Source organism: Acinetobacter guillouiae CIP 63.46 (assembly GCF_000368145.1).
Taxonomy (GTDB): domain Bacteria; phylum Pseudomonadota; class Gammaproteobacteria; order Pseudomonadales; family Moraxellaceae; genus Acinetobacter; species Acinetobacter guillouiae.
Genome location: NZ_KB849286.1, coordinates 39,587 through 58,724 on the forward strand (window position 1 = coordinate 39,587; position 19,138 = coordinate 58,724).

Sequence of the window (19,138 nt, forward strand, 5' to 3'; positions counted from 1 at the left end):
TTAAGACACTCATGCAAGACCGTTTAATCAGTGGGGCTGAAAAACCCGAAGATCATTTTGATCGTGCCATTCGTCCAACCTCTTTGGATGATTATATAGGCCAACCTGTCGTACGAGAGCAAATGGAAATCTTCATTGGTGCTGCTCGTGGTCGTGGTGAAGCACTTGATCATACCTTGATCTTTGGCCCACCCGGTTTAGGTAAAACCACATTGGCCAATATTATTGCCCGTGAAATGGGGGGGAACCTTAAATCTACCTCTGGTCCAGTACTGGAACGTGCAGGTGATTTGGCTGCAATGCTGACCAATCTGGAAGAAGGTGATGTGCTATTTATCGATGAAATTCATCGCCTCTCTCCAGTGATTGAAGAAATTCTTTATCCCGCGATGGAAGATTACCAACTCGATATCATGATTGGTGAGGGCCCTGGTGCACGTTCGATAAAATTAGATTTACCACCATTTACTTTGGTTGCTGCAACAACGCGTGCAGGTCTACTCACCTCACCTTTGCGTGATCGCTTTGGAATTGTGCAACGTTTAGAGTTTTATTCAGTCGAAGATTTGACTCATATTGTTGCACGTTCAGCATCATTAATGAATGTTCCCACAACAGCAGATGGTGCAAAAGAAATTGCTCGTCGTGCACGTGGTACTCCCCGTATTGCTAACCGTTTGTTACGTCGTGTCCGTGACTATGCACAAGTTAAAGGCACGGGTGAAGTCACTCAACACATGGCGCAACGTGCATTAGATATGTTAAATGTTGATAAAGATGGTTTAGATACGTTAGACCGTCGTTATTTATCGATGTTATTAGAACGTTTTGATGGCGGCCCTGCTGGTGTTGAAGCTCTAGCTGCAGCAATGGCTGAAGATTCAGGCACGCTAGAAGATGTGATTGAACCCTATTTGATTCAGCAAGGTTATGCTATGCGTACCGCTCGTGGACGTATTGCAACCAACCAAGCCTATTTACAGTTTGGGATGACACCACCTGAACCAAAATAATCAACTCAAGGGAATATTGAATATTCCCTTGAGTCTCTTATGATTTTATATATAAAAGCCCTATACAAATAGGGCTTTTATAGTGCTAATCGAAGAAGGGTTTTATTAGAATTTAAACGTTGTGCTCAATTGAACACGGCGTCCCTCTTGAGTATTTTTATACCGATTATAATAGTCTGCGCCTACTTTCTGATAATCAACAAAGTTTTTATCAAAAATATTATATAAACCAACAGCAATATCCCACTGATTATTGACATTAAAATTTGATCCCATATGCATCAAACCATATGCTTTAAAATCACCTAATGCATCATAAACTTCTTGGTTAACTACAGGTAGACTATTATAGTAGTCTGGTGTGAAACGCGCACGTTCACTCCGGTATTCGCCTCGCGCCCATAATTGAATTTTATCATCCGCTTGCCATTTTAATGATGCATTAACAATATGTTTAGGTGTATCGTTTAAAGGCGGATTACCATTCTTTTTGTCCTTAATTTCTGCCACTGTCCATGTATAATTCAAACCAAATTTCCAAGTCGGTACAAACTCCCAATTTAAGCCGGTTTCAACACCATAGATTTCTGCTTCTCGAGCATTGATAGGACGAGTAACATTCCAAGCGCGTTTGTCAGTATCTCCAGATTGCATTAACCATGGTGTACCAAGACTAGCCATGAATTTTTCACAATCTGCTTTTACCTTAGCGTCCTTGGCATCACAGGTTCTCTCCACTGGTCCATTGACTATTTTATCTTGAATCTGACTAAAAAATGCTGTGATGTTAGCATCAAAATTAGAACCGTTATTAAAATAAGTACCCAGTTCAAAGTTATTACTTGTTTCAGGTTTTAAATTTGGACTACCAAAAAGAGGAGTCCGCCCCTGTCCACCAACATTATAAATTCCATTGGTCAGGCGCTCTAAGCGTGGCGCTTTATAGCCCTCACTATAACCACCTTTAAACGTCCAATTGTCATTTGCATTCCAAACTAAATATGCTCTAGGTGTCCAAAAACTACCAAATGTATCATGATTGTCAAAACGTAAACCCATGGTTAAAGCTAGATCAGGAGTAAGTGCCCATGTGTCTTCAGCAAAAAGCCCCAGTTGCTGAAATGAAACCTCTTTATTTACCCTTAATCCATCTTTAATACTTGCATCCCACCATTGCCCACCAAGGGTAATATTGTGCCCTTTAAAATATTGAGTCGCCAATTTAGTATCAAAAATCGTATCCTCACTTTCTAAAAGACGTGGGGTAATCACACTTGAACCTGCTTGAGCACGCGATGGAATAAGTCGACCAATGGTTTCAGTTTGAGTATTACTTATACTTGATTCCAAGGTCCCTATTTTATTGCGCCATGTATGTGCAAGCACTAGCCGATCTCGATTAAACTCTTTTGTTTTATCATAACCACCATTTGCACCAAGGGTACCAAGTTGACTCTTAGTATTATCGTACCATTGTTCAGTTTTTTCATATTCTAACGAGAGGTCATGTTGCTTTGTTGGGGTAAATGTTAAACGAGCACCAATTGTTTCTAAATCTGATTTGGTTGGATTATCACCCCTGTTTAGCTCTACTGAATTATCATTTACATCAAGATATCCCACATTAGATTGACTCCGTTGAGCCTTTCGTGCGCGAAGCTGCACTCCCAATAAATCCTGAATAATTGGGCCAGTAATAAACCCATCTGTAGCACGTTGATTACCAAAATCTGAACTGTTTGGAAGTAAAGTCCCTTCTAATGTGATGGAGCCTGTCCATTCATTTGAAACTTTCTTTGTAATAATATTGACAACACCACCAATAGCATCAGAACCGTACAATGTAGAAGCAGGTCCTCGAATCACTTCAATTCGTTCAATTGCTGAAACTGGAGGAATAAAACTATTATTTGACTCCCCAAAACCATTTGGTGCGATATCCCCAGTACTGTTCTGACGACGACCATCTATCAAAACAAGGGAATACTCAGAATCCATCCCACGGATACGTATATTTAACCCGCCAGTTTTCCCAGCGCCTGGGCTAATATCAACCCCCTCAACATCAACTAAAGCATCTGCAATTGAGTTTATACGTTTATCTTTTAGATCTTGTGCTGTGATCACAGTAATACTTGCCGGTGCATCTTTTAGTTTTTGCTCATAACCCGCTGCAGAAACAACAATTGTTGAAAGTTGTTGTGTAGCAGATTCTGTCTTGCTATTTGCAAACGCTGAAGTTGTTGTAATTCCTAAAAGTGCAATTGAAATAGGACGAAGGTTAAATTTACTCATAGATAGAATTCCAGTAGATGGACGACATAAACAGTTGAAAATAAATAAAACACCCAAATATGAATGATAAGAATTATCATTTGCAATAAAAAGAATACAAAAGATGGTAGTCATAGTAAAGAGATATTACATATTATTTTAATTAAAACTTAATAAAAACTTTTGTTGGTTTTAAAAGGCTTATTTAATTGCATTGATCTTATTAAAAATTTGCTATTCAAAACAAATAAGCATTTGTGAATATTTAATTTTATTATTTTATAAAATCTTCTTCGATACATCCTTTTTACTCAGCACTTAATAAAAATTCCTACACTCAATTGGCTGTTAGTAAGGTAGTTCAAAGATAAAAACACCAAAGCATCATATAGCTATGCTGCTTATTTAAACAATTACAAAAAAATAATTTTGGAATGAACGGGTTTCGTCGAGTGTTGAAGTTATGAAATATAGAGCGGATATTCAATTGCCATCTTTTATTTCACGCTGCAAATGCAGATTGAAATACTCTTTTGATTAATGAGTTTTTCTTATTGTACGTTTAAAACTTTAAACTTATAAAAAAGCCAATTCAATGTTAATAACTTAATAAAAGGACAGTTGATAATTTTGACTGAGCAAACCAAAAAGGAATCAAATTGAGTGAACTTGCATGGAATGTGAGTTTAGAAAAAAAATTCAACAGCGCATATACCTAAAGCTCATTCGAGAGTCTTTTATACAAATATTCAAACTTGCTGATGTTGATCGTTATCGCCCGAAAATCAATATTTTCAACATGGATGTACTGGTTTCATAATCGAATAAATAGGATATTTAAATATGGATAACACTCAGAATATATTACAAAAATTTGCAATAAAAGTCAGTGATTGGTCAGAAAAATGGTTTCCTGATTCCTATATCTTTGCCCTGTTAGGCGTCATCATTGTCACCATAGCTGCGATTGGAATAGGAGCACCTGTTCAGGAGGTCGCAATTTCATTTGGCAATGGTTTCTGGAGTTTGATTCCATTTACGATGCAAATGTGTATGTTGATTGTCGTTGGTTATGTGGTTTCAGTATCCAAACCCGTCGAAATGCTGATTCAAAAAATGGCTCAGATTCCCACATCTGGAAGAAATGCTATCGTTTTTGTAGCGACCGTCAGTTTGTTGATTTCACTGATTAACTGGGCCATGAGTACGGTTTTAACTGCCCTTTTGGTGATTGCACTATCCAAGCGTAAAGAGCTGAATATGGATTATCGTGCAGCTGCCGCAGCCGCTATTATTGGTATGGGAGCAACTTGGGCACTGGGTATTAGTTCTTCCGCTGCCCAGTTACAGGCAAACAAAGCGAGCTTACCAGAACCACTTTATAATTTAACTGGTATTATTCCTTTTACTGAAACGATCTTTTTACCACAGTCTATGATTATGACTGCCGTATTGATTATTGTGTCAATTGCCATTGCATTCTGGTCTGCACCTAAAGGCAATAGTATAAAAACCATTGATGAATTTGATATTCATTTTGAAGATGAAAAGACCGAAGTTCAAAGTAAAAAACGCCCAGGTGATTGGCTGGAAAACTCCCCTATTCTGAGCATTTTAATTGTGGTTTTAGGCCTAATCTGGATGTTTAATGAATTTACAAAAAGTAATCCGATTATTGCCATTTCCAGTTTAAACACTTACAACTTTATCTTCCTAATGCTGGGTATTGCTTTACACGGAACACCTCGAAATTTTTTAAATGCCGTTTCTAAAGCAGTCCCTGCGGTTTCTGGCGTACTGATTCAATTTCCACTCTATGGAAGTATTGCTTTTATCATGACAAGTGCAATGAACGCACAGGATTTATCTCTATCTCATTATATTGCTGAATTTTTTGTATCGATTGCATCCAAAGAAACTTTCGCAATTGTTATGGGGTTATATTCGGCTATTTTAGGCTTTTTCATTCCATCTGGGGGTGGTAAGTGGATTATTGAAGCACCTTATGTCATGCAGGCTGCACACGATTTAAAAGTACATTTAGGCTGGTCTGTTCAGATTTATAATGCAGCAGAAGCTTTACCCAATTTAATTAATCCTTTCTTTATGTTACCCATGTTGGGAATTTTAAAGTTAAAAGCCAAAGATGTTATTGGATTTACAGTTACTCAGCTTGTCTTCCATTTACCCTTGGTTTTATTCTTATTGTGGATTCTTGGTCGTACTTTAACGTATATGCCACCTACTTTTTAGAATTTAAGATGCTTTGTTGTACAAAGTTATTTAAACGGCTTATTCAACATAATCTTCTGATGAATAAGCCGGCAGCTAAAATTTATGCTACAAAAAATTAATCATCTTACAAACAAGCTTTAATTAATCATTGGAATATCGCTATTTTCCTTATTGATAGATATGCAATAAACAACACAGGAATGCATAGCAACATGAGTAATAAATTCGAATTCCAATACTTACATAAAATCTAACAATATCAAGCAATAATAAGAATTAAAAGACAAAACATTAAATACATATATTCAATAAGTTATGTAAATTTAACTTTAATAAGGAATATTTAGCAGTCTATTTTTGGTCTACTATGGGTCGACTTGTATGAGATCCTTAATAAGTAGACTTTGCAAAAAAATCGGCTTAATTGCTGATCTATGTAGAAATCTTTAATGTAAAAAAGGGGCTGACGATTGGAAAATTACTATTCTTCTAAACATGTATATTTCTCTCTTTGTAAGGTTATAAGGAATATTAATAATTGTATTCAAAAAATTAACATAATCATGCTCAAAAACAACATGACAATGATGAAATGAACTTAGGTAAATTTACTCAGAATTATTTTAGTTGGGATGAGTTATTTACTGTTATCTGATTTTAAGCACGATTCTTTCCAGTCTGTGACAAACTCATCTATGACCTTCTGCTGTTCTGGAATTGTTACATACACGGGCTTAGATAACGCATCAGCAATCATGGCCTCTAATAGCTGAGCTTGATGTTCGCTTAACCTATATTTTGAATCATCAAATACTTTTCTTAAATCAATCTCGCCTTGGCGCAATTGAATGAGCATGTCTGCTGTATTTTCAACAATTTTGCATTCATCAGCTTCATTCGCGAAAACAGAAGAACTTAACAATAAAAGTAATAGAATTTTAAATTTCATATTTTTGCTCTTAGAATTTGTATGATATTGTTAACTTATATTAATAAGTGATGTCTAAAATGGCAAATATAATAGATTTTTTAATATATGCAATTACATTATTTTTAGCTACATATGCGATTTTAGTAAATGAGACACATCAAACAACTGGTGTTGAAGCAGTCGTTGCTGTTTTTGGAATGTTAGCAATAGCAAAAATGTTTACATCGCATAAAAACAGGGACTTTTAAGTGACCGTCCTCACTCAGAGCCCCTTGCTTCACTCAATCTTTATGCATCAGCTACTTTATCATTGCGTGATATTCAGTAATTTAACTTTTGAGTATGGCAGTGAGGGATAATGCAGTACTCAGTAATGCCTCTTCATTTACCTAATCCCCCATCTAATCGTCGTTAGCTGTTCTTTCCTTATTCGGATTGTAATCTTGCGCCATTTGAGAAAGCATACCTTTTGCTAAAATTTGCGCCAAAGTCAGTATTAAATTTTTGTGCAAACCTATTAAGTGGGACAAATCAATCTGCTTTTTCTACAATATAGTTTCTAAACCGTATATACACTTATATCTTTAAGCATCATTTATGGCATATTCAATAATACGTCGGCACTTTTCTTCCAAAGTCATGTTTTTTACAGCAAACTCTTCTAACAACTCATTAATAATAAAAATTTCTAAAAAATAAGTATATTTTTTCCCATTAATATCTAGCACTGTTTGACTCTGGTCATCTGGAATAATTTGGATATTCGCTTCAATTGCCCAAGGTTCTTCCACAAACAATATTTCCTCAGAAGAATATTGATCTATTCTCTGTAAACAATGAATTAAGTCCATGCTTCACTCAATCTTTATACATCAGCTACTTTATCATTGCGCGATATTTTGTAATTTAACTTTTGAGTATGGTCGTGAGAGTAATACAGTACTCAGTGATGCCTCTTCCTTAACAGAATCCACAAGCTAATCTCCTTCAGCCCTACTCTCCTCATTCGGATTGTAATCTTGTGCCATTTGAGAAAGCATGCCTTGTGCTAAAATTCGCGCCAAAGTCAGTATTAAACTCTTGTGCAAATTTATAAGTGGGGCAAATCAATTTGCTTTCTACAATATAGCCTCTAAAGCTTATATACACGTACTGTTCAAGCAACCAGTCCGCTGTTCATGTAGATTTCCGTTTCTCTCAAAACATCTCATAGATGCTTTTGGTATAGTTGATAGGTTCACTTATAAATATCGTAAAATTCAATCAAGCAATCAGATCAGCAATATAAAAAGCTCTTGTTTTTTTAACTGACTGATTTGAAATTGAATCAACGCAAGTAAATACTGGCAAGCAATTGATAGATATGCAATAAACAACACAGGAATGCATAGCAACATGAGTAATAAATTCGAATTCCAAATTCTAATATTTATATAAAATCTAACAATATCAAGCAATAATAAGAATTAATCAACAAAGCATTAAATCCATATATTCAATAAGTTACATTAATTCTACTTTAATAAACAATATTTAGGAATATCTAGCAGTCTATTTCTAGTCTACTATGGGTCTACTTTTACAAACTCAGATTTGTAGACCATTTCAACCATGATTGGATAAAAATCCAACTATGGTGATTTCCCTAATGGTTGAAATGGTACCAAGATTGTGAAAATCACAATCCAGATCACAAACAATTTTTTAAAACAAACCCACTTTCAGTAGGTCAGTGCTTGAAGTGCTATTAGATACTCCCTTTTACTCAACTAGTATGGGAAGCAAGAAAGGAACTCCTCCACCGATTAGCGGAATTCCGCTATCGCTTAATTCTTATTAATTTCAGATTTGAAATCCCGAATTCAACCATGATGGAAATCACCACAACCAAGATTGATTATGATTTGTAAATTATGTTCACAATATAACCCAACCATTTTGCTGCGTTTTTATTCAAAATAAAAAAAATATACTTGTTTTGACCAATTGAGAGATTGGTCCATAACTAGAAATGAAGTCCAGTATTGCCCACCCTAAGTGTTTTTTGTAGTATTAATACTATAAACCTGCTTATCAACATTAAGTTTGTGGGATGTAAGTATCATAAACATTATCGAACGCAGTACAACCATCAAAAATCATACCTACACTGCTAAACAAACCAAAAATAATAAGCGAGAAATATGATTTAATTTCAATGAGATTTTTAAAAAATTATATAATTTTTATATTTCTTTTATTTTTTAATAAATATTATTTCTGATAATTAAGGCCCACATGCAGACCTTAATTTTTATTTCTCTATTTCCTATATCAGAACCGATACCCAACTCCAAGGTAAGTGATAAGCGGGTCAATGTCTACTTTAGTTGATGATCTAATTAAATAATTTCCACTGTTTCTGTCAACTACATCAATCTTTGCTTGATTATTCATTTTTGCGTAAGACACAGATGCAACACCATACCAGTTTGTATTGATGTCATAGGTTGCACCAAGAGTAACAATTGGTGAAAGTGAATCTGTTGTTTTCACTTTTACAGATGGGTCTGCACTTGATATCTTACCTTCAAGTGCAGCACCAGCTTTATTATCTAAAATATTTTGAATCATATGTCCTGCTGCGATCAAATCTGAGTTAATTTGACCGTTAAGTTTAATATTCGAAAAATGTGAATACATTACTCCCGCGCCAATATAAGGACGGAATTTGTTGATCCCTAATTTCCCAAATTGGTACTGCGCTTCAATTGCAGGCGTCCAAGCACGTACAGAGGCTGCTTTAGATTGACTGCTCAAATTTGTAATCGGAATATCTTGTTTTAAAGAAATACCATCTGTAAATATTTGTTCTAAACCACCTTGAGGAAAAGCTAAACCTGTCATTGGTGCAATAATCTCTCCCCTGCCTTTGATATCAACTTTTGGTGGTAGGCCTCCTATAAACTGCAAGGAAACATTATCATTTAAGTAATAATTAAAAGTTAAACCCAAAGTATCTACATCTTCTGCTTCAAGACCAGCTCCTTGCTGTGTCCATTGATCTATTCCATAAATATTTGTTTTTCCAGATACACTTCCTAATACATTATTGTTTTCATCTGCTAAACCGATACTTTGTGCAAGACTTTTTCCAGTATCAGGATCTACAACAAAAAAACTTTCTAACGTTGGTTTTATTTCAAAACCGTTGATTGTTGCATTAGGATCAATTGAATTTAAAAATGCAGTAGAAGATATAGATCCAACATCATAAGAAGTTGATGGATTAGCCATTGTATTAATGTTAAAAGAGTTAGCTTTACCTTGAGGCATCACATGCAACCAACCAGCAGATACAGAAAAACGTTTAAAATCTTCAGCATGACTTAAACTACAAATAATTAGAGATGTTGCGATGCAAAGTTTGTTAAGTACTTTTTTCATTTATATTTCCTTTTTCACATTAGACTCAGAGTCTTTAAAATTCCATTTTCAGTATAAAAATCAAACTAAACGTAATTAATCTAAAGTTAATTTACCAAACAATCAATAAAATTCAGATGAATGTTTAAATATAATTTTCAACCAAAAAAATCACTCATAAAAATATATAATTTTTGAATCTATACAAGCTATTGAATTTTTTTATAAATAATTTGTATATTTTTAAATCAAGACATGCACCCTATCTGCTAACTAATCATGAAGCAACATAAAAGAATGAAAGAATACAATCTAATTTAGAACAGATAGATGCTAAATTTCGTAAGAAATTGGCGATTGGACCATGCTTATTGAAAGACAGAAAATGGAGCATGAGTCGAGGGAAATTGACGCAAAATTATTTTAGTTGGGATGGGTTATTGATTGTGGGTGATTAAGCCCCCTAAAGGGCTTTCTCAAACAAATTTCGTTCTTTCGCACGACAATTCACTAAACCTTGCCTTTAACTTTATTCCAAACATTAAACTGAGCAACTGCACCCAGAACATCGCTAGCATTCAGTATTTTAAGTAATGGGTAATATTTAATTTTCTACACTCACATTAAGTTTGTAGTTCACATTTTTATTTTGGCGAGCTGTATTGCGCATTTGGTAAATTTGTATTAAATAATTACCAGATTGAGGAAGTGAAAATTGACCTGTTGTACCTGAGATAGACCCAATAACCAATGCCTCAGCTGTACCAGGTTTATCACCCGGAGCATAGATATTAATTTGAGCTAAATTTTTATTACTAGTTAGCTTGTAATTTAAAGTCTGCCCTGCTTGTGCGCGTAAACTATACTGCACCTCATCTGATCCTTTAAACGAACCAGAGATAGTTGTACCAACTGAACCTTTTGCAAATTGAATCGATTTTACAGGAGTTGCACGTGCTTCTAAAATACCCATAGACATAGCTACAGCCATTGAACACGCCATCATAATTTTTTTCATGTCAAATTAGACCTTAATTTATTAAGTTTATAATAATTATATACTCATGTTTTTATAGGTCAATTATTCAAAAACATAATTGAGTTAAAAAGTGTGAAGTGTTCTGTTCTTAACTGATTGAGAAATCGAACCATATTCCTGACCTTCTTCCAGATCATGAAACGAGAATGCAGAATGAAAGTTTAATGCAAGCTTATTAAGACATTCAAAGTAAATTTGGCAAAGCTAAGATTTCTGTAGGACCTTGCTATTTCAAAGATCGTAAGTGGTCCATGAGTCGAGATATGTTGTCTAAGAATTATTTTACAAAAAATGGGATGATTAAGGTTAAGTGAGTTTTAGTTGGGATAGGTTGTTGACTGTTGGTGATTAAATTAGTAATAATCCTATTATTTAGATGAATATTTAATGAATAACATAGATCTCTTTAAATTCCTTACAATTAACATAACTCCAATATTAACTTTTTTCTTAGGAATATTAGCAATCCCTTTTATAGAGAGACAGAAAGTTAAATTTGAAGAGAAAAAAATTAAAAAAATTTTTGTATCTGAACTGAATGATGAAATTGAATTTATTCCTCCAATAGCTAAGGATATATTTAAATTTATTGATGATACAAACAACTATCTTATTTATAAAGATAAAGCTGGATTCAAAATAATTCTCCCACCAGAAACAATTTTATATTCACTAAATAAAATTATTGATAACCACTATGCAAGCTTTACTTACGAAGAACGACATTGTTTAAAAGCGCTCGCAAGACTAATAGAGTATTTAAACGAGCTTAATAAAAAAATAAAAAATGAATTTTATGATGTTTTTAAAACAGACGGAGAAGAAAACGAAATAAAACAGTATATATAATATAATAAAGATTATTTATATGGGTTAATGAGTTATAATTATCAAATAATCTATTTATCCAATAGCATTCAAAAGCGGCATAATAATTTAGAGTTTTTCAAAAAAATAAATAATGATCAGGCTGTAAAAATACAATTAAAATCTTTGAATTTTGAAAGCCGTATTCCTGATTTGTTACGTAAATAGTTAAAAATCAATGAACTTGAATAGGTCTCAATTGAGAGACCTATTCTTCGCATCGTTCAAAGCGCTACATTCATTATGTTTTGCAACTTTATCAATAATCCATAGTGTGATTTCTTCACCTTGCCCTGATTGAAGTTTGAGGAGTTTAGGGCAAGGTGGCATCATGATATGAAAAAATATTTAAATTTTCCAATAAGCTGTATTAAGATAACTTTAGAAAAATTTAACTCATAAGTAATTCTATTTGGAACTAATGATAAGAGAAATCTGTTGAGAAACTATTATCACCACATAAAGGCTCAGTCTAGACTGTATCAAGTGATAGTCTATGGTTGTATTGCGCTCATCTCCATTAACTTCTTTATGAATGTATGGGGCTATAACGCTATACTAAAATATAAATTAAATAATCCTACAAATATTATTGAAACTTGTGCATATTTTAGAGGGGAAAGTAAATCTAAAAATGGTTCAGGTTATTACCTTAATGTTGATAACTATATTTATGATACCCAAAGAATTCGTCAAAAAGCTTTTCCTTCTGGTTTAACATGGCGTGACTTTTATGAATCTTTAGATAAACAGCCATCTAAGTGCCATAAGATAAAATATGTGCAACTTGATTCTATCTTATCGAAAAAGATTTTTATTTATGACTATCAAAAGTAATTATAAACCATTAATTTAAGAGTACTTTTTGCTATTTAATATGTAATGGGGATTATGCGAATTCGCTCTCACTCAGAGGGCCATTCTTCCCTTAATCTTTCTGCATCAGTTGCGTGTCAATCAGCTTTTTTTGCCATTGATCGATATTCAATAATGCAGTTTTCGAGTATGTCACTGTTGGCAGTGGTGTACTCAATGATGGTTTCTTTACCCTTGCCCTTACTCAAGCTTTAGTAGTTTAGGACACGGTAGCATTTTACATGAGAACTTATCAAAGTTTTTACATAAGCTCTATTATGTTATTTTTAGTGAATCTAAAAGGTGGTGGATATATTAAATAGTGGTTTGACGGTGGTTAAAATACACCAGTAGGTGGTTGGAGTGAAAATGATATTCATCATATTAAGCCTCTAATATTTGGAGGTACTAATAATTTTAATAATTTAGTGCCTTTACAAAGAAAATGCATTAAAGGGAATATTCTCAGTTTTGGAATAGTTACTAGTATGAATTATAGTTTTGAAGTCAATGTAGGTTTATTAAAAAATAGTTGGACGAAACCTAAAGCAATAAATAATATTTCCATAGATATGTTATTTAGATGTAGGTTCTTACATGGAATAAATGAATTTAATGATATACCCTTTTCTGAAGATTTTATAGAATTCTATAGAATTTCTAATGGTGCATATTTGTTTGAAGATGTTATATATGGACAGTGGGGGTTAATATTATTAGATTTATATTTCATAGAAGTAAAAACACAAGAATTTATGCATGATTATAGAGATGATTTCATCTTTGGGGATTATATTATTGGTGAGTTTTTGGGAGATAATGATTTATTGCTATTAAGGTTAGATGAAACTAAAGAGGATTATGGCTCTATAATAGTAGCAAACCGAATGGATAGCAGAGAAGAGTGGAAAAAAGTAGAAAGAAATTTTCGTAATTTTATAGTGAATTTTGCAATTAATGAGGGACAGAAATATTGGGAATGAATATTTTGAGTTTGATGAGTGCTGATGAAAACACAGCAGAATTTAAAGCTTAAAAGAAAAAGTCATTGAAGAAAACAAAGGAAATGTCTCAAAAACAGCAAGACAGCTCTGGCTTTCGCATTCTCAGTTTGAATAATAATTTCAGTCTGTTTGTATTTCTGGATCTGCCCTACTTTGTGGTTCAGTAAGGCAAGACAAACAATCTACAAAAAAGCGAGAAGTCCGATTAAGATTTCTCGCCATTTTGATAGTGCTTTAAAAATCCATATCATTTGTCGATACTCCATTTTTTATATGCATTAGCCAACTTCACATCATAGTTATTAATTGCATAATTTTTGCCGTTATAACCTTTAGCAAAAACTTTCCAATCTTTGTTTTTAAGGGCATTCACAAGGTTATTTACCTTTATATATCGACACATCGCATCAAGCTGTGCGGCTTCATCTTTATACATGGTATTAATAAATGATTGTAATGTTGGATATTCAAGGGCTTTCCAGTGATAGCCCATAACCTGCCCCAAGCCCCATGAAGCTGACTCTAAAGCAGAGGTGCGATCAAATAAAGCAGCAGCGTTTAAACGGCCATGCTGTGCCGAATATAACCCATAGCCGCCTGCTGTCTTATTGCATAGATCTGGGCGCTTAATCATCATTTGATCTGCTATTAAGGTATTACCAACATTATTTGCAATTAATCTTTGTCGCATCACATGACGTTCAAATAAAATTACAGGCGTACCATCCGAATTAAATCCTGAGCCTTTGCACTCGACTTCAATTACAGCTAGTAATGAAGCAATTTCAATACCCAAAGCAGTTGCTTGATTCTTAATTTGAAGCTCAGTAAGTTTTTTATTCATTTAAATATTGCTCCAAATGCCTCTTTAACTTCCGAGATAATTTCATTAAAAGATTTGCCTTTTAGAAGCTGTACGGACTGGTAAACAATACCAATACAAAGCATTCCAAAAATGGCAAAAATTAACATGACAAATCCCTGTGCCATGTGTGTGTAATGGGTTAAGTCGTAATACTCAATAAATGCAGATCCACCATATAAGCTAATGGCCACACTGAAAGTGAATTTCATAATGACGCCCATAGTGATTTTGATACGTCCTTGTGTGTCGATATCCCCCGATAATGTAAGAGCAAAAATTGCCCCTATTACCGCAGCCATAATTTTAAAAAGCCATGGTAAGCCTTTAATTGAAATCGGATCGTTCAATGTATTTCCCCTAATTTTTGGCAATAAAAAAGCACCCGGTTGGGTGCCTGTATTTGGTTAATTTCATACTTCTATCTGAACCACAGTGCCCTCTGGTGCAGATCTTTTGATTTCATTATTTGAGATAAAAACCTTTGTACCGATTGTGAAGCGTGTATTGCTTGTACATAGCACTAGACCACTCCCATCGATCACTAAAACTTTATATTTGGGATGATCCACATGGGTAATGGTCCCAATAAATTCAGGTGATTTAGGTAGTAAATTAAGTAAACGTTTTAAAGCATTACTCATCTCGATTCACCCGTTCAACCTTAATTGCTTGATTGGTAATTGCATGAGTGAATGAGACAGAAACAGCATCAACTATGCCCCACCAACTCCCATTAAAACCGATCAATTCACCTGGCGAACATTCACCGATTTCAGCACTATTCGGCATCGCGATACTGTGTGTTTCAACCATTCCCGCTTTTGCTAACTCAGCTTTCCCAAACACACCCATGCTATCCACTGTAAATAATGGGTTATTCACTGTTTCAAGCAAAATATCTGCTGAGGTACCAGAGCGTTTAACTTGGCCAGTATTGCCATTTCGATCATTACTCAGTGTAATACCGTTATAGTCTGGATAGAGCTCATAGTCAGTCGATAAATCAGTGACTATACTTTCGGGAATTAAGCGATCGTAATCATTCAAAATCACGTTATCCCAAAAGGTTTTTTTGTACTTCGGTTTGATCGTGAGCTTATTACCGGCTTTCTCACTGTATACAAAACCTCCTGCACTTTCTGCTAACATTTTAATGACGGCAATCGGTGTTTGATTGGAATAACTTAAACTGTTGATTGGAACAATCCAACCCAGTGCATCAACCAGTTTCCAATTCAATTCTGCTTGATTATTCACACGATCTAACTCAGCTTGAGCTAACTGTACTGAGGTTCTTTCATTCTCCTGTAAATAGGTTCTTGTGGGGGCGTATGGCGCATCGAGTAAAGCGGATTGACTGCGCCCGGATAAGGTATATGTGATATAACCGAACTTTTGAGATCTGCTGCGGTTTTCAAGTAACATGTGATGTTCATGACCATTCACCATAATTTTTAAAATCACAGGTTGAGCATTAATTGGCTCAAGTTTACTGATTTCACTATTTGGAACGGTCAAACTATATGACCAACACCACCGACTGCGATCGCTACTATAATTGCCATCTAGTACGTTGATATTTTCACCATTATCTAACCGCGTTACAGATAATTCATTCACGATGTACCACCAATTCTTATTGCTGATTTCAGGAAATTGCGGTTTCTGAGGATCAGATAAACATTTATCAGGTTCAAAATTTAAATGAGCTTTTAGGCGATCAACTTCATCAGTGGTGCAACAGAAATTGAGCCTAATACTTTTCTTATCCCAGCCCTGTGGTGTAATTTCTTCAGGCTTTGGCCAAGGCTGAATTGCATGTTTTCGATAATGAATTGATTTCGCTTTTTCCCATGGAATTGCGTCTGTTGTTATGAACTCTAAGCCTTGATCAGCAATGAATTGATAACGTTTTTCAAACACATGAGCGACTTCATGTGAGTATCGAATCATCTTGTTCTTTCGAACCAATTCAACCCAATCAAAAATTGCACGAATCTTGAGTTTTTTGGATTCTTCAAAAACTAAATTTTGAGTAATGAAAGCTAGTTTATTTTCTTGCCAAACAAAGCCTGAAACACCTCTCAAAGTCACAGCCTGTTCATATACAGCACGTACAGCCCTATGCAGATTCAAGCCTTTGTCAAAACGATTGAACGGCTGAATACTTTGAGTTATACCAGATTCAAACTGAAGCCCATTTTGATGCGAGCGAATATAAGGATCTGACCAAACTAAACCAATTGAATTACTTAAAATTCTTGCCCGACACTGAAATGGATAAAGACTTTCACCAAACACCCCACGATTAAAATTTATATCAAAACGTGCATTTGATTCGGATTTAAAACTTGTTTGGATGGTGCTTTGCAGACTACAAAAGCGATCAATGATGACCGCATCTATAGCAGCATTGAATGCAGTTTTTACATTACTATCAATTGTTGAAGCGTCACCCACCGCACCCGTTATATAGCTTTCTAAGCGTGTCGATATAACTGAAGAAAGCGCATTATAGTCGTAAGTCTGAGCTTGCATTTTGGCAATGAAAGCTGTGTTTATAACGGCTTCTAATGACGCTGTTTCTGCATTCTCTGCTCCGAAATTTAATGCTGTAGATCCTGTCGCAAGATCTTTAAATTTCAGGTCGACATGGTGAATCTTTGGAGGTGTATAGTTAGACACATGCTCACCTCTTAAACATTCGGCTTAAACACAATCGAGTTCAACATTAAAGTGCTACCCTGTATTAGTCCCGGATTATTTAAGCTAATATCTGTTCCCACTTCAAAATCAGCAACAGCTTTCCCTGCACCATTGAATAAACGTGCCCATATCGCTGTGCCATTTTTAACGACTACAGAAGCATCAGTTTGATGAAGCTCAATGCTGTCAGCATTCATTTTTTTAAAGCAAGGCTTAGGCAAAGTTAGAATAACCAAGCGAGTTGTATTATCTGCAGCAATATCTAAAGATTCGGGTTTAGAACTGCTATAAAAAACAAAGGTAGCATTTGCGCTACCTTGATCGATGTAAGTTGCTAATGCTTGCAATTGTGCAAGACTCGCTGCAATGGATGGGATAATCATCAGCTCACCTTATCCTGTACTGCAATATTGTATTCGCCTGCTGGATCTACAGCCAAAACATAACTTTTAGAATCACTTTGCCCAAAGAGTAAATATGAGCCGTCACTTTTAGAATGTGCTCGACTCAACAACTCACCCGTAATTCGATTATAAGCCCGTACTGGACAAGCAATAGGAACGTTTAATTTCGTGGTTATCCCCTTAATTAAAATGTTCGCCTTATGCGCCAATGCTTTGGGTGAAAACTCACCATTCAAGATTTTAAAAGACGGTCTTGTGCCGACTTGGCTAAACTCACTTTCTCCAAACAAAATTTTCATGCTTTAACCTCCATCATAAATGGTGAAAAATAGCATTCCCAAAACGCCCCCAGTATTTGAGCGCATCCGGCAACCGATATATGCTTTATTCGGTTCAGAGAAAATTGCATAATTCGCAGTTGAGGTCGCATCATTCACACATGCTTGTACCAAAGGTAATGCATCCATGATGAAACCATCAGGATCGGCAAAATAAATGGGTGAAAGTATATATCCTTCAGTTGGATCTGATTTAATTGAATTGGCTGCAGAACCGGAAATGACATTACCAAAACCGCTAATCAAACGGCTGTAACGTGTGTTTACTAAAGCCCCAGAATACCCTGTCATTGCAGCAACTTCTACTCTGCTGGTATCTGAGAGCGGTGTTCCAATAGACATGTAATCATTAAACGTTGCAGCATGATTCGAAGCGCAGAGAAATGGTTTAGCCAATCCCTTATGCTGAGTCACACCAAAACAATAAGGAGATTCAAAAATTTGACCTAGAGTTAAACTGTTAATTAAATAAAAACTATCTTTTGTACCAATAAGCACCCAAGGTCGATTACCATTTGGTGGTGGCTGATTTTCTGATGTATATGTGGTGTAAGCTGCATCATTAACTACTGCATAACGCCATTTGAACCAACCATTATAACCGCCTTCTCCTGTCCAATTTCTATTTTGCTTTGTCGGGTCAAATGGTGCTTGATTGCCAGTCAGATCATCAATGCCAATGCAAGAATCTAAAATCCCGACCTTGGCAAATTTTGCATAATTGGTGTTATAAACAGGATCTAAACTATTATCTACCCTTAAAAAATAAGGGTTCGCTGTTCTGTCTTTTGCACTATAGACCGCTTTTTGTGTGCCTGAAAATGGTTTGGTCCATCCTAAGGATGCCAATTTACAAGAGATAGTCCCAGTAGCAATTAAATCTGGTGAATTGACTACAAATTCAATCGTGTTTGATGTCAAACCTAAAACTTTATGTTCACCGTTAAAAATCTGTTGTTCTGCATTAGATATTTCAACAACTTGAAATTGCTGAAGGTTATGACTTGTTCCAAAAGTTGCCGTTGCTACTCCATCTTTTACCAACAGTGTTGAAACCAATTGAGAGCCCATGCCTGTGACCAGACAAGCATCGAGCACATCGATCATACAACCCCATGAGTTTGAGAGCTGAGGCGCATTTGTATTTCCAAAACTAAACCATTTAATATCTGTATTTGACATTTCTTTTACTCATAAAAAAA

General features: G+C 35.0%; 19 protein-coding genes. 7 read left to right on the top strand and 12 right to left on the bottom strand.

Annotated elements, in window-relative coordinates; all coding sequences use genetic code 11:
* Nucleotides 1-11 precede the first annotated feature (11 nt).
* A complete protein-coding gene (gene ruvB, locus F981_RS18640) occupies nucleotides 12-1,013 on the top strand; it encodes a Holliday junction branch migration DNA helicase RuvB (protein WP_004724408.1) in 1,002 nt (333 codons plus the stop codon).
* Between the two features lie 105 nt (nucleotides 1,014-1,118).
* On the opposite strand, the gene F981_RS18645 is transcribed toward ruvB, so the two are convergent.
* Nucleotides 1,119-3,308 carry a TonB-dependent receptor domain-containing protein gene (locus tag F981_RS18645; RefSeq protein WP_016539650.1) on the bottom strand — a complete coding sequence of 730 codons (2,190 nt, stop codon included), beginning with the start codon at nucleotides 3,306-3,308 and terminating at the stop codon, nucleotides 1,119-1,121.
* An 822-nt stretch (nucleotides 3,309-4,130) separates the two neighbouring features.
* Here F981_RS18645 and F981_RS18650 point away from each other — a divergent pair.
* Nucleotides 4,131-5,540, top strand: coding sequence for a short-chain fatty acid transporter (locus F981_RS18650; RefSeq protein WP_004724414.1), 1,410 nt, complete (start codon nucleotides 4,131-4,133; stop codon nucleotides 5,538-5,540).
* A gap of 619 nt (nucleotides 5,541-6,159) precedes the next feature.
* On the opposite strand, the gene F981_RS18655 is transcribed toward F981_RS18650, so the two are convergent.
* Complete coding sequence (locus F981_RS18655) at nucleotides 6,160-6,471, bottom strand: hypothetical protein (RefSeq protein ID WP_004724415.1); 312 nt, start codon at nucleotides 6,469-6,471, stop codon at nucleotides 6,160-6,162.
* Between the two features lie 59 nt (nucleotides 6,472-6,530).
* Between F981_RS18655 and F981_RS23765 the strand changes: the two genes are divergently transcribed.
* Nucleotides 6,531-6,701, top strand: a complete 171-nt coding sequence (locus tag F981_RS23765) for a hypothetical protein (RefSeq protein WP_155767771.1) — start codon at nucleotides 6,531-6,533, stop codon at nucleotides 6,699-6,701.
* Nucleotides 6,702-7,037: 336 nt separating this feature from the next.
* Here F981_RS23765 and F981_RS18660 read toward each other — a convergent pair whose 3' ends face one another.
* The 3 genes from F981_RS18660 to F981_RS18670 form a co-directional block, all read right to left on the bottom strand.
* A complete protein-coding gene (locus tag F981_RS18660) occupies nucleotides 7,038-7,304 on the bottom strand; it encodes a hypothetical protein (protein WP_004724418.1) in 267 nt (88 codons plus the stop codon).
* 1,462 nt (nucleotides 7,305-8,766) lie between these two features.
* Nucleotides 8,767-9,879: an OmpW/AlkL family protein gene (locus tag F981_RS18665; protein ID WP_004724421.1), complete on the bottom strand. Its 1,113-nt coding sequence runs from the start codon at nucleotides 9,877-9,879 to the stop codon at nucleotides 8,767-8,769.
* A 583-nt stretch (nucleotides 9,880-10,462) separates the two neighbouring features.
* Nucleotides 10,463-10,876 carry a hypothetical protein gene (locus F981_RS18670; RefSeq protein WP_004724422.1) on the bottom strand — a complete coding sequence of 138 codons (414 nt, stop codon included), beginning with the start codon at nucleotides 10,874-10,876 and terminating at the stop codon, nucleotides 10,463-10,465.
* Nucleotides 10,877-11,079: 203 nt separating this feature from the next.
* Here F981_RS18670 and F981_RS24260 point away from each other — a divergent pair, with 203 nt between their 5' ends.
* The 4 genes from F981_RS24260 to F981_RS18685 all read left to right on the top strand — a co-directional run bounded on the left by F981_RS24260 (nucleotide 11,080) and on the right by F981_RS18685 (nucleotide 13,602).
* The gene (locus F981_RS24260; RefSeq protein WP_228129048.1) at nucleotides 11,080-11,211 is read left to right on the top strand and encodes a DUF4113 domain-containing protein; all 132 of its coding nucleotides are present in this window, start codon (nucleotides 11,080-11,082) and stop codon (nucleotides 11,209-11,211) included.
* Nucleotides 11,212-11,284: 73 nt separating this feature from the next.
* Entirely contained in the window at nucleotides 11,285-11,746 is a 462-nt protein-coding gene (locus tag F981_RS18675) for a hypothetical protein (RefSeq protein WP_004724425.1), read from the top strand.
* 549 nt (nucleotides 11,747-12,295) lie between these two features.
* Nucleotides 12,296-12,601 (top strand): hypothetical protein, encoded by a 306-nt coding sequence (locus F981_RS18680; RefSeq protein WP_004724429.1) that lies wholly within the window; start codon nucleotides 12,296-12,298, stop codon nucleotides 12,599-12,601.
* 506 nt (nucleotides 12,602-13,107) lie between these two features.
* The gene (locus tag F981_RS18685) at nucleotides 13,108-13,602 is read left to right on the top strand and encodes an SMI1/KNR4 family protein (protein ID WP_004724430.1); all 495 of its coding nucleotides are present in this window, start codon (nucleotides 13,108-13,110) and stop codon (nucleotides 13,600-13,602) included.
* Nucleotides 13,603-13,870: 268 nt separating this feature from the next.
* Here F981_RS18685 and F981_RS18690 read toward each other — a convergent pair whose 3' ends face one another.
* From F981_RS18690 to F981_RS18720, 7 genes are all read right to left on the bottom strand, one after another.
* Nucleotides 13,871-14,467, bottom strand: coding sequence for an N-acetylmuramidase family protein (locus F981_RS18690; protein WP_004724437.1), 597 nt, complete (start codon nucleotides 14,465-14,467; stop codon nucleotides 13,871-13,873).
* Nucleotides 14,464-14,835, bottom strand: coding sequence for a hypothetical protein (locus tag F981_RS18695; RefSeq protein ID WP_016539654.1), 372 nt, complete (start codon nucleotides 14,833-14,835; stop codon nucleotides 14,464-14,466). The genes F981_RS18690 and F981_RS18695 overlap by 4 nt, the downstream gene beginning before the upstream one ends.
* Before the next feature lie 63 nt (nucleotides 14,836-14,898).
* Nucleotides 14,899-15,129, bottom strand: coding sequence for a hypothetical protein (locus F981_RS18700; protein WP_004724441.1), 231 nt, complete (start codon nucleotides 15,127-15,129; stop codon nucleotides 14,899-14,901).
* Nucleotides 15,122-17,173 carry a hypothetical protein gene (locus tag F981_RS18705; protein ID WP_004724442.1) on the bottom strand — a complete coding sequence of 684 codons (2,052 nt, stop codon included), beginning with the start codon at nucleotides 17,171-17,173 and terminating at the stop codon, nucleotides 15,122-15,124. The genes F981_RS18700 and F981_RS18705 overlap by 8 nt, the downstream gene beginning before the upstream one ends.
* Before the next feature lie 11 nt (nucleotides 17,174-17,184).
* Nucleotides 17,185-17,577, bottom strand: a complete 393-nt coding sequence (locus F981_RS18710; RefSeq protein ID WP_004724443.1) for a hypothetical protein — start codon at nucleotides 17,575-17,577, stop codon at nucleotides 17,185-17,187.
* Entirely contained in the window at nucleotides 17,577-17,897 is a 321-nt protein-coding gene (locus F981_RS18715) for a hypothetical protein (protein ID WP_004724444.1), read from the bottom strand. The genes F981_RS18710 and F981_RS18715 overlap by 1 nt, the downstream gene beginning before the upstream one ends.
* Before the next feature lie 3 nt (nucleotides 17,898-17,900).
* Nucleotides 17,901-19,118, bottom strand: coding sequence for a hypothetical protein (locus F981_RS18720; protein ID WP_004724445.1), 1,218 nt, complete (start codon nucleotides 19,116-19,118; stop codon nucleotides 17,901-17,903).
* Nucleotides 19,119-19,138: the final 20 nt, after the last annotated feature.